Source organism: Defluviimonas sp. D31, from assembly GCF_033436765.1.
GTDB lineage: Bacteria > Pseudomonadota > Alphaproteobacteria > Rhodobacterales > Rhodobacteraceae > Albidovulum.
On sequence record NZ_JAWQFN010000026.1, the window covers coordinates 1 to 10,790 of the forward strand.

The 10,790-nt window shown below is 59.6% G+C and carries 10 protein-coding genes and 2 pseudogenes; 5 read left to right on the plus strand and 7 right to left on the minus strand.

Going from position 1 to position 10,790, the window contains the following annotated elements:
- Positions 1-149: 149 nt before the first annotated feature.
- From R5H32_RS19880 to R5H32_RS19895, 4 genes and pseudogenes are all read right to left on the minus strand, one after another.
- A pseudogene (locus tag R5H32_RS19880) lies at positions 150-425 on the minus strand (IS6 family transposase); the annotation flags it as partial.
- 160 nt (positions 426-585) lie between these two features.
- Positions 586-1,683, minus strand: coding sequence for an alkaline phosphatase D family protein (locus R5H32_RS19885; protein WP_318340404.1), 1,098 nt, complete (start codon positions 1,681-1,683; stop codon positions 586-588).
- 146 nt (positions 1,684-1,829) lie between these two features.
- The gene (locus tag R5H32_RS19890) at positions 1,830-3,272 is read right to left on the minus strand and encodes an amidohydrolase family protein (protein ID WP_318340405.1); all 1,443 of its coding nucleotides are present in this window, start codon (positions 3,270-3,272) and stop codon (positions 1,830-1,832) included.
- A gap of 154 nt (positions 3,273-3,426) precedes the next feature.
- Entirely contained in the window at positions 3,427-4,410 is a 984-nt protein-coding gene (locus tag R5H32_RS19895; protein WP_318340413.1) for an AraC family transcriptional regulator, read from the minus strand.
- Positions 4,411-4,693: 283 nt separating this feature from the next.
- Between R5H32_RS19895 and R5H32_RS19900 the strand changes: the two genes are divergently transcribed.
- Complete coding sequence (locus R5H32_RS19900) at positions 4,694-5,401, plus strand: IS6 family transposase (protein ID WP_318340406.1); 708 nt, start codon at positions 4,694-4,696, stop codon at positions 5,399-5,401.
- A gap of 69 nt (positions 5,402-5,470) precedes the next feature.
- Here R5H32_RS19900 and R5H32_RS19905 read toward each other — a convergent pair.
- Together R5H32_RS19905 and R5H32_RS19910 are read right to left on the minus strand one after the other, a co-directional pair.
- A pseudogene (locus R5H32_RS19905) lies at positions 5,471-5,629 on the minus strand (IS6 family transposase); the annotation flags it as partial.
- Positions 5,630-5,717: 88 nt separating this feature from the next.
- The gene (locus R5H32_RS19910) at positions 5,718-5,978 is read right to left on the minus strand and encodes a DUF1127 domain-containing protein (RefSeq protein ID WP_318340407.1); all 261 of its coding nucleotides are present in this window, start codon (positions 5,976-5,978) and stop codon (positions 5,718-5,720) included.
- Positions 5,979-6,275: 297 nt separating this feature from the next.
- Here R5H32_RS19910 and R5H32_RS19915 point away from each other — a divergent pair, with 297 nt between their 5' ends.
- The 3 genes from R5H32_RS19915 (at position 6,276) to lgt (ending at position 8,963) form a co-directional block, all read left to right on the plus strand.
- On the plus strand, positions 6,276-7,184 hold the full coding sequence (locus tag R5H32_RS19915; RefSeq protein ID WP_318340408.1) for a LysR substrate-binding domain-containing protein: 909 nt from the start codon (positions 6,276-6,278) through the stop codon (positions 7,182-7,184).
- A gap of 450 nt (positions 7,185-7,634) precedes the next feature.
- Positions 7,635-7,757, plus strand: a complete 123-nt coding sequence (locus R5H32_RS19920) for a hypothetical protein (RefSeq protein WP_318340409.1) — start codon at positions 7,635-7,637, stop codon at positions 7,755-7,757.
- A gap of 213 nt (positions 7,758-7,970) precedes the next feature.
- Positions 7,971-8,963, plus strand: coding sequence for a prolipoprotein diacylglyceryl transferase (gene lgt / locus R5H32_RS19925; protein ID WP_318340410.1), 993 nt, complete (start codon positions 7,971-7,973; stop codon positions 8,961-8,963).
- Here the strand turns inward: lgt and R5H32_RS19930 are convergent.
- Positions 8,900-9,541 carry a DUF6962 family protein gene (locus R5H32_RS19930; RefSeq protein ID WP_318340411.1) on the minus strand — a complete coding sequence of 214 codons (642 nt, stop codon included), beginning with the start codon at positions 9,539-9,541 and terminating at the stop codon, positions 8,900-8,902. The two genes, lgt and R5H32_RS19930, sit on opposite strands and share 64 nt — an antisense overlap.
- A 183-nt stretch (positions 9,542-9,724) precedes the next feature.
- Between R5H32_RS19930 and R5H32_RS19935 the strand changes: the two genes are divergently transcribed.
- The gene (locus R5H32_RS19935; RefSeq protein ID WP_318340412.1) at positions 9,725-10,537 is read left to right on the plus strand and encodes an SDR family oxidoreductase; all 813 of its coding nucleotides are present in this window, start codon (positions 9,725-9,727) and stop codon (positions 10,535-10,537) included.
- Positions 10,538-10,790 lie beyond the last annotated feature (253 nt).

Consider the following 10,790-nt stretch of genomic DNA (forward strand, 5'->3'; position numbering starts at 1 on the left):
AGCGAGAGCGGGAAGCGCACGTACATCATCACCGCCAGGCGGATGATCTCGCGGCTCGTCTTGAAGTATTTGAACGGGTCAGGTTTCGACATCAAGCGACGCTAGTCAGCGTCCTGCCTCGCCGCAAGCCAGGTTCCTCTGACACCGCCTTCGCCGTTGATCTTCACGAACACCTCGTCGAGATGCCAACGCCAGCGGCTCGACCGCATGCCCTCGACGCGCCGTTTTCGGATCTCTGCCGCGAACATCGGGCCAAACCGATGCCACCAATACCGGACCGTCTCGTGGCAGATGTCGATGCCCCGCTCGTGCAGCAGGTTCTCGACATTGCGAAGTGAAAGCGGGAACCGGACGTAGAGCATTACAGCCAAGCGGATGATCTCCGGCGATGTCTTGAAGTGGCGAAATGTGGAGCGCTTGGTCATGCGCGAAGGCTATGAAACCGCCCTGGCTACCTCAAACCACGTTCCTTTGACACCGCCCCCGCGAGGCCTTGTGCCAAAACGGTCGCCGGCGCGGGTGCCGCCACGATAAGCGCAGTGATGCGAATGGCGTTCAAACGTGTTTCCTCCGAACGATGGAGATTCAGGTCTCTTTGAGCGCTGAGAGGTGCACTATGTGTTCGAACTGGGCCGAGCCTTCAGCATCGAGACAGGTGAGAGTGACATTCGTCCCTTCAGGATCTTCCCACCGGATATCAATTTCTCCGAAATTGAACCCCGTGAATGGACCGGCCACCCGTCGCGAGTTCTTCAGCTCGGCATAAGCCGGTGTGGAATGTGTCAAGCCGCTGGAGGTGAAATCGGTCAGTGGATAGGGACCTTCAGCCGTCCGGGAAACTTCGCTGAAATGCACGTTGCCGGACAGGAGGATCACGCCTTCCGCACCTGTTTTTCCGATCAGGTCGAGCAGTTTCCGACGCTCAGCGGGGAAATTTCCCCATTCCTCCATCGCCTTCTCGTCGGCCACGATCTGGGTGCCGGAAGCAATCAACCTAAGCTCGGCGGGTTCCTTCAATCGTTCTTCCAGCCATTGCCATTGCGCCTCACCAAGCAGGGTCGCGCCGGGGTCGGTTGCAGGCAGATACTGGCCGCGGATATTGAGGGCGGCTTTTTCCTCCGCGCTGCGCGGATCGGGGCTATAGGGCGATTTGAATGTTCGGCAGTCGAGCAGAATGATCTGGACGCGGCGCCCCTCAGGGCCGTAGGTCATCGCGTCGTAAATTCCCGGCCGGTTGCGTCTTTCCGTGTTCTGCGGCTCACCGAAGAAATCCAGGAAGAGCTTCTTCGATTGGTCCTTGAGTTCGAACTCGGCGCCGCCGTCATGCTTGCCGAAGTCGTGATTATCCCATGTAGCAAGTATCGGAACCTGCTCGCGAAATGCCGCGAATTCCGGGATCGCTGCCAATTGGTCCCAATCTGCGCGGAGACTTTCTTCCGTCGCTGTGAAGACCTCGTCTCCGTGCCAGTCCCCGTAGATCGCGTCTCCCAGGAAAAGGAAGATATCCGGCTCGCGACGCGCAATTGCGTTCCAGATCGGCTGCGGTTCCCACTGCTTGGCGCAGGAGCCAAAGGCAATACGCGATATCGCCTGGTCGGCATTCTGTCCGATGGCCCGGGAAAGCGGGAGCACAGACATGCCCGTGGCAACTGTGGAGGACAGAAATGTACGTCTCGTCAGCATTGGCTCAATTCCTCCCTGTAGATCACCCCAGATGTGCTGAAGTTCCACTAAGGTCGTCCTCTCCGCGGGAACGGAAATGTCAGGGCGGACCACCCATAGGGCCGCCCTGACAGGTCAAGCGCTGAAGAGGCTTTCCTGTTCAGACATTACGGATAGACCTGCTGCTCGCGGACTGCCGGCCGATACATGATGTTGTCGCTATCGACCATCGTATTCTTGTAGGCGCGGCCATCCTTCATAACGAGTTGCAGCTTGCTCTCGTCGAGGATCAGGTTGATGTCCTCCAGCGGATTGCCGTCCCAGATCAGAAGGTCGGCGTAGCTGTCAGGCGCGATCTGGCCGAGCTTGTAGGTGGGATAGGGATTCTTCGGCCCCGACCACGTCAGGACGATCCCCGCATTGCCCGTGTAGTGCTTCAGCGCCTGTGCGGGCGTATATCCGACAGACGTGGGGCAAACGATGTCTTCCTTGATCTTTTCGACAAGGCCGGGGCTGAACATATCCGACCCGCCCACGATGAACATGCCGTAGTCGTTCATCCACTTGGACATGCGACGCACACCTTCACCAACAGCCACGCCCTTAAGCTTTTGTTCATGTGTGAAAAAGGCTGGCATAGTTTCATAGGAACCGAAGGAATTGACGCTCATGTAGCACTGGAAACTCCACACGATGTCCTGCGTCTCGTTGTACTTCGCGACCATGCGCTTCACCATGTCTTCCGAGATCAGGAAGCCATGCTCGAAAGAGCGGGTGCCGAGGCGCAGGTGACGGTCATAGCTCACGTCGTTATAGGCATGGACCGCCACGTAGGTGCCGTTGTCCTTGGCGATTTCGACCGCCCGGGCAACCTCGTCTTCAGCAAGTCCAAGGATGTCCAGCGGGTCGAATTCGCTGGCCACGCCGCCGCCGCCCATGACCTTCAGGAACGCGGCCCCACGGCGGAAATTGAACCGTGCCGCGCGGGTCACGTCGTCAACGCCGTCCACGACCCACGTCATCTGCGTTGCCTGCCCCACATCCTGGTTTTCCTCCAGGAGACGTGCGGGGTAGTTGCGCGCCGCCCAGTCACTGTGACCGCCCGTCTGGCCGATCGCGCCACCGGATGAATAAATCCGCGGCCCGGGCAAAAGCCCCATGTCGATGGCCTTGGCGACGTCCAGCGGATCGCCGGCAATGTCCCGGATCGTCGTGATGCCCTTCATGAGCATGTTCTGGTTGAGATGGTGCTGCGCAAAGGCACCGCTTGCAGCTTCGTCCCACCTGGCAATAAACGAGCCCGTGCCTTCGGGCATGTTCAGCATCACGTGCTGGTGCATGTCGATGAAGCCCGGCGTCATGGTCTTGCCAGTTCCGTCGACCTCGAACGCGCCTTCGACCTCGATCGGGTCGGTCGATACCTGCGTAATGACATTGCCTTCGACGAGCACGTTGGCGTCTTCGATCAGATCCGGGCCGAACCCGTCGAACACATCCACATTGGTGAAGAGGATTGGCGGCGGCGCGTCTGCCTCTTGCGCCAGTCCCGCAGAGGTAGCTCCCAACAAAAACGCAACGATGACTGCGCCTTCCTTCATTCTCTCGACCATCCCCGATCACCTCCTCTTGCCAAAGTTCTGATGGTTAAGATCTGATGGTAAGAGGTGACTCACGGTCCCGTCTTTCGCGGTCGTGACTTTGTCGCGAAATGGTAAAACGAGCCGATCCTGCTGCGGCGGGATACGGAACTTGCGCCGCGCGAGATCAACTCTCCTGCACTGCGCGACGGTACTCGGACGGCGTGAGACCGGTTTGACGACGGAACGCCCGGCAAAAGTGAGCTTGATGGGCGTAGCCGAGGCAGTAGGACACGTCGGCGATCTTCATGTCCGGCGACTTCAGGTGCTCGACAGCTGCCGCCGTCCTCCGCTGCGCAAGCAACTCTCCGAAAGTCTTGTTCTCACGCGCCAGGAGCCGTTGCAGTGCGCGCGGTTGCACGTCACAGATCCTAGCCATGAACGCCAGCGAAATATGTTGGTCTCCCAGATAGCCGTCTATGAGTTTGGTGAGCGCACTGGCGGTGTCGAGCGACAGGCTGCGGAAATCACCCCCGGCGTCCCTTTGGCCGTCGGTCTCGAGTGATCTGACCATATCGTCGACGTGGATCGTGATCACCGTCTCAGGATGCTCAAAGCGCAAGTCTGTCTTGCCCACATCGAACAGTGCTTCAGTCTCTTTCCGGTGGAAAGTCTGGAGCCAGACCTGCATGGGCTGCCACGCATGTCCCAGAACGCTCCGAATGGTGGAGAGCATCATGAAGACGACATAAAGTTCCGTCTGACGCGCCGAGATCTCATCGCCAGCGATCGGCCCACGCTTGAAAAGCAAGGTGTTCCGACGGCGTTCGATGTAGAACGAAGCTTCTGAATACTCGTCGTTCGCGGCGCGGCAGAAGGCGCTCAGGCGAGTAGCAAGCGACTGACTGGAGAGGACATGCTCGGAAAACTGTCCGTAACCGTCCAGTGCCGCGGAAGCGGCTGCGGTCCAACCGATGTCTAGGTTCCCCGTTCTGACGGCGCAATGCCTTGCTACCTCGCCCAGTTGCCAAATCGTCGTCACACCATCGGCACGCTCCAGCACGTCGTCGCTGAGGCCAGCGCGGTCCATGACTGAACCTTCCGAAAGTCCCGTCGCGCGCAGCGCATCGACGAAGTGGGCACTGTACCGCGCACGTACCAAAGGTATCATCGAAGCAAGGCTGTCATCAGTCCTCCACGCCCCATAGAGTGTCAACGCCGAGACTTCGTGAAATACGCCTGCCCCTCGGTGATCCTAGCACGCAACGCGCTGCCCGGGTACTGCCTTGAAAAGCTTGTCGGAGCTGGACACTCGTTAACAGTCCGCGTGTGCCGCCTGTAGCCGTCTCCGAAACGCGCGGAACGCCATGCCCGCTTTCGCAATTTTCCAAGAGTGGGGTCTTGTCAGAAGGATTCCGGTTGAGACGGTCAGGGCGGCTTCGTAGCGTCGGCTCATGACCAGGCCTGACCCTTTCAAGTACTTCCACAGCAGCCCGGAGATCATCCGTCTGGCGGTGATGCTGTACGTCAGATTTCCGCTCTCGCTCCGCAATGTCGAAGATCTGCTGCACGAGCGCGGCATCGACATCAGCCACGAAACCGTCCGGTTTTGGTGGCAAAGATTTGGGCCTAGGTTTGCCGCGGAGATCCGAAAGAGGCGCGCTGACCGGCTTCGATCCTGGCCGCAGTGGCGATGGCATTTGGATGAGATGTTCGTCAAGATCAATGGCGAACGCCACTACCTGTGGCGGGCCGTCGATCACGAAGGCGAGGTGCTGGAAAGCTTTGTCACCAAGACGCGCGACAAGAAGGCGGCATTGAAATTCTTGAAGAAAACAATGAAACGCCACGGTCGGCCGCACATCTTGGTAATGGACAAGCTCCGGTCCTACGGTGCCGCGCTACGGGAGGTCGGCGCGGCGGAACGGCAAGAAACTGGGCGCTGGCTGAACAACAGAGCGGAGAATTCGCACCTTCCTTTCCGACGACGGGAGCGGGCGATGCTCCGGTTCCGGCGGACGCGAAGTCTGCAGATGTTCGCCGCCGTCCACGCCTCGGTCTTCAACCATTTCAACTTGGAACGCAGCTTCTACTCGAGGGCAAATTTCAAGAAGAACCGCGCCGCTGCTCTCGCCGAGTGGCGTCAACTCGGCGCGGCGTAAAGGGCAGCGATCCTGCCCTTGTGGAGACGAGTTCGAATCTGTCTGACAGCTCCGTCCGAAACGCTGCTACCAGAACCGGACCGATTCATGGCTTATGTCGATGCCACGCTCGTGCAGCAGGTCCTCGACGTTACGGAGCGAGAGCGGGAAGCGCACGTACATCATCACCGCCAGGCGGATGATCTCGCGGCTCGTCTTGAAGTATTTGAACGGGCCAGGTTTCGACATCAAGCGACGCTAGTCGGCGCCCTGCCTACTTGCAAGCCGGGTTCCTCTGACACCGCCGGGGGAGGAACTAATCATTCGTCGGCGGCCGTCACCGGCCACTTAGAATCCTGATCGTCGTGTCGCTGCGATAGAAATGCTCGTCGGCGCCTCCGACCTCAGACCGGTTGAGCCCTATGTCACGCAGCAGGTGATCGTTCATACTGCGTAGCGCCTGCATTTCCTGCGCCAGTCTCCGGCGGCACGTCTGCACTGCCCAGAATGCGCCGATGCGGCCCCACCGGGCCTCAGAATCCATCCGGCAGTCGCGTGGGTGATGAAAGTTGAACGAGTCTTGAGTGAGAGCGGTCATAGCGACCTCCTGAATTGAGATTGTTGGTGTCGATCGTGCTCCGTGACAGTGCGGTCGAACGGAAGGTCCGCCATCTCGCGGAGGGACATTCTGCGAATATCGGGATGCGAAAGCGGGTCCCGCCACCAGTCGGGACCGTCCCATTGGTCCACCGCAGTTGTGGATCGTGCCTTGCGATCCAAGAGATATCTTATGAGGTTCATCTGGCGTCTCCTTGCTTCAGTTCTGAAAGCAAGATGCGCCATAGAGGGCCAAGTTTTTATCGATATGTTCTAAAACTTGGTTTAGATTCTCTATATGAAGAACCTGAATCGTATCAATCTCGGGGGGTTGCGGGCAATCGAAGCAGTGGCCCGCACTGGAAATCTGGCCAGCGCCGCCGAGGAAATGGGTGTAACCGTTGGTGCCGTGAGCCAGCAGCTTCAGAAGGTCGAGCGCCTGCTCGGCCTTCCCATGTTCTACCGGACGTCGAAGGGACTACAACCGACCGATCGATGCGAGGAACTCCTGCCACGTCTGGCGCGTGCCATGTCAGACCTCTCTGCGGCGGTCGATATCGCGGAGCGTAAAGTTGCCAATGTGCTCACAATCTCCGTGCCGCCAGTCTTCGCCGCAAAGTGGCTGGTCTGGAGGCTTGGCGAGTTCACCGCTGCGCATCCCGAAGTGCGCGTCCGGATCGACGCCTCACCGAACGTGACCGACCCGAATACTGCCGATGTGGATGCCTGCATCCGGGTTGGAAAAGGAGACTGGACAGGTGTGCGGCTCGTTCGTCTGGTCGACCAGCGCGTATTCCCGGTCTGCAGCCCGGAACTGGCCGGCAGGCTCAAGGCCCCCAAGGACTTGGCGACGACCCCGATCATCCGCGACAAGGGGCAGATGTTCGACTGGTCAACTTGGCTCGCGCCGAACGGGCTGACAGACGAAATTCTCGGCGTCGGGCCGGTGTTTTCGGACGCCTCGCTGTGCCTAGATGCGGCGATCGGAGCTCAGGGTGTCTTCCTGGCGTGGGAATCTCTTGCGTTTGATGCGCTAAAATCGGGGCGCCTGGTTGCGCCCTTCCCGGGGCGATTTCGTACGGGCGACGCGTTCTGGCTGGTCGCCAGCGCAGACGCCAAACCATCAAAAAGCTTGGAGAAATTCGAGACCTGGCTCGTCAGGCGCATGAATAGCGAATGTTGCCCGGGACATTTCCTCGCGGCCTGACGCGCTAAATGCGTCGCAGAACTCGTTTCGGGGAGTAGATAAGGCGGTCGCCGCTACCGCTGAAGCGGCTGGCCGTGGTGACGGGTCACAGGAATGAGTCCGCATATTGCCGTTCCTGACCATTTCGCCAGACTGAGGCTAGGGTCCTGTGTGTAGACCTGACGGTCCTGCAAGCTTGAAACACTGGTGACCACTCCGGCCCGTTGCTGCCATTTGCGTAAGACGCAGTGAATGACCGCAAGGAGCCCGCAGAAGAAGTGGCAAATTCTTGCTGCGCGCGCTCGCGGCAAGACGACCCGCCGCACCGCCGAAAATCTCGCGCTGCATGGTGGAGGGAAATGCGGACGTTCAGGCAGTATGCAGCGAGGCTGCGTTCGGCAATGACCGGGCTGCCGACGAAGCCGCCTGAGGCCGATGCAGCGAAACTCAAGTCGGCGGCTCGACCGAGTCATGGAACGGCCCGCCGCGCTGCGGCACGACTTCCCGGAAGCGGTCATTGAAACAGGCCAATTCGGTCAAGATCCGAACCGGCCCTTCGCTGCGCGCTGCTTCGATGTCCTACATGCGGACTAAACCGCCGTTTGAGACATCGTTCTCCGATGGCCGACTGCTAGAAGCGGGCGACACCAACAATTGCGCCGTCCGGGGCAGGAGCGCCAGTACGCCAGGCGGTCGATAGTCGAGGATTCCATCTCGAACACAGAGGCGTGTCGCTTGACCCACGTCATGTGCCTCGAAATCGGTCGCTGGTATGCGTTTGGGCCAGACGGCGCGTGGAGACACCCGATGATACATGATTTCGATCCGGCGATTGCGGTCACGCCGCTGGGCCCGATCTACTGGTACGGCGCGGTATATACGCTCGGTTTTACCGGCATCTTTCTTTGGTTTTGGTTCCGGCGCCATGCGCGTGGCCTCACAAACGCCGACGTCTTTACCTTCGCGATCCTATTCGCCGTTGGCGTCCTTGTCGGCGGGCGGATTTTTGACATCCTCGTTTATGAAATGGACTACTATCTTGAACGTCCGCTGGCCGCGCTGAACTGGTGGGAGGGCGGCATGGCCTCCCATGGCGTCCTGTTGGGCGGGCTTGTTGCCACGGCGGTTTTCGCGCGGCTCAGAGGGCACTCCTTGATCGCGCTTCTCGACGAGATCGTGGTGCCCGGGGTGTTTCTTCTGGCCGTCAGTCGTTTCGGGAACTTCATCGAAGGCGGGGTTGTCGGTTCCGAGACGACACTGCCGTGGGGATTCGTCTACCCGGACCTAGAAGGTGCGAGACACCCCGTAGCGCTCTATGAAAGCTCCAAGAACTTCGTGATCCTTCCAATCCTGATCTGGGCACTTGCCAAATGGCCGCCGGGCCGTGGCGTCGTTGCGAGCCTGTTCATATTTCTCTACGCCGCTCTCCGGTTCGCTGTGGATCTCTTCCGCGATTATGAGGCCGCCTGGTTGGGTATCGGCACCGGGCAAGTCTTCAACCTGGTGATGGCCGCCGCGGGGCTGGCCATGCTGATCTGGACACTCAAGTCACCGCGCGAAGTGAAAACGCCGCCAAATCCACCTGCCCGTGACGCCAGCTGGCTTCACTTTGCAATGCTGATCGCCGTGATCCTGTATCCGCTTGGCATTCCTACAAGCTGGACCCGGTCGAACATCGAAGAGAAACGTCAGGAAACGATGGAACAGGCCGACACACTTCAAAGCATCGCGCCGCTTTACCGCGTTTTGGCGACGGTCGCGGGAACAGACATAAACACAAGCCCGAACGCAACGAACTGAACTGCGTGATAGACTGCAAGGGTCGTAGCCCAGCGCGGGTGCAAAGACAGGTCGAACGCGATGACGAGGCCGGCGAGCGCGGCAAGGGTGACACCTGCCGCACCGCATATGCCGTGGATCATTTGGCCACTTTGGGCGCGGATGATGTAGCCCGCAACCGTCGCTGCCATAGGCGGCAAAAGACCCAAGGCCGCGACAATGAAGCTGTCCGTGAAGTAGGCCGAAACCGAAACCTGAAGAACGAACTGGATTGCGGCCGCCCAGGGTGCGAAGCGCGACCACGCGGCCAACGGGATCAACCGGCCCGAAATGAGCCAAAGCAACGCCGCGGACGCGGCCAGGGCAGCCATGGCAATGAGCCAGACTGCGTCTCCCGTGGCCGTATCGACATCGGAGAAGGCGCCGTGCCAAAGCGCGCCGAACAAGGAGGACAGGGCGAGTGCGGCATACATCGTGGCAAACAGTCGGGTTTCACATGGGTTTCCGCCGCGCCTGCGTATAAGAACGACCGCGAAAGTGGCGCACTGCGTTGCGAGCAGAAAATCAGTCAGTGTTACATCTGGCTCCAGCATCCTCATGTCCGCCGGCATCTCTGCGATCGCGCAAATCCCGGCCGCCAGTACCGACAACGGATCGCTTGACCTTCCTTCTAGGCCGCATCCCGGTCCCTTGGTTTGATCTAGTTCAATGCGACACGGGGATTGTCCGCTAGACAAGGCTTAGTGCCGAAATACGGGCGACGCGTTCATCGGGAGGACTGAGTGGCGGCGAATGCGAAAGAACGCTCCTCTCCGCGGCTTTCCGTGGTGACTGGCGCCTCGAGCGGCTTGGGCCGGGCCTTCGCCGAACGTTTAGCGCGGGCGGGAAGCGACCTGGTTCTTGTGGCACGGGATCAATCACGCCTTGAAGCATGCGCCAGCGATATTGCGACGGCCCATGCTGTGAAGATCAAAACCATACCAGTGGATCTGTCGAACGAAGTCGCGGCAGGTGGGGTCTTTGCCCGACTGCGGGACTGGGAAATGACTGCCGATGTCCTCGTCAACAATGCTGGGTTCAACGTCTATGGGCGCTTCGAAGATTCAAACCTCGAAAAAGAAATCGAGATGATCCGGCTCCACGCAATCGCCGTTACGCAATTGACGAAGGACTTCTTGCGGGATCGCCAGAGGACGCGCTGGAACCGTATCGTCAATGTTTCTTCAGTAGCCGCGCTGGTTCCCGGACCGTTTGTCTCCGTACACTTCGCGACGCGTGCGCATTTGCTGAGCTTCTCCCTCGCTCTGGCAGAAGAGTATCGGGGAACGGATGTCGATGTAACCTGTCTCTGTCCCGGCCCCATGCGAACGGATTTTTTCCGGCGTGCCGGAATGAACGACGTGAGGCTTGCCAGCGGATGGCCCATGCAAAGCATGTCTCCGTCGGACGTTGCCAGGGATGGCTTTATTGCCATGATGAAGGGCAAACGGATGACGATACCGGGGTGGCCCAACAAGCTTTTCTCCTTTGCCGCCGAGATGGCACCACGGCCACTGAAGTCCCGTTTCACGAAATGGATTATGGATCGCGTTTAGACCGAAGCCGACCGGCACTTTTCGGCAAGGACCGTCTCGGTGATGCGATTGAGTTTCGCGATACTGGGCCAAATCCGGTGACGAGGAGTAAAGTGCCGACCGCTAAACGCCGTCCCGATCGCGGCGCCCAAGCGGAACGTCCGCTTCGGGCTCAAAGGCCCCGTTGGCAGAAGGTTTGCGGCCGGTCCGGTCTGGGGTGGCGAACGGCAAGCGCCGCCCGCCACTTCCGTTTAGATGTCGATTCGCTCAGCGA

Excerpts from the sequence above, each read along its gene's own strand:
- R5H32_RS19890 (WP_318340405.1), bottom strand. The coding sequence starts at position 3,272 with ATGGTCGAGAGAATGAAGGAAGGCGCAGTCATCGTTGCGTTTTTGTTG.
- R5H32_RS19910 (WP_318340407.1), bottom strand. The coding sequence starts at position 5,978 with ATGACCGCTCTCACTCAAGACTCGTTCAACTTTCATCACCCACGCGAC.
- R5H32_RS19885 (WP_318340404.1), bottom strand. The coding sequence starts at position 1,683 with ATGCTGACGAGACGTACATTTCTGTCCTCCACAGTTGCCACGGGCATG.
- R5H32_RS19895 (WP_318340413.1), bottom strand. The coding sequence starts at position 4,410 with ATGATACCTTTGGTACGTGCGCGGTACAGTGCCCACTTCGTCGATGCG.
- lgt (WP_318340410.1), top strand. The coding sequence starts at position 7,971 with ATGATACATGATTTCGATCCGGCGATTGCGGTCACGCCGCTGGGCCCG.
- R5H32_RS19930 (WP_318340411.1), bottom strand. The coding sequence starts at position 9,541 with ATGAGGATGCTGGAGCCAGATGTAACACTGACTGATTTTCTGCTCGCA.
- R5H32_RS19900 (WP_318340406.1), top strand. The coding sequence starts at position 4,694 with ATGACCAGGCCTGACCCTTTCAAGTACTTCCACAGCAGCCCGGAGATC.
- R5H32_RS19920 (WP_318340409.1), top strand. The coding sequence starts at position 7,635 with ATGGAACGGCCCGCCGCGCTGCGGCACGACTTCCCGGAAGCGGTCATT.
- R5H32_RS19915 (WP_318340408.1), top strand. The coding sequence starts at position 6,276 with ATGAAGAACCTGAATCGTATCAATCTCGGGGGGTTGCGGGCAATCGAA.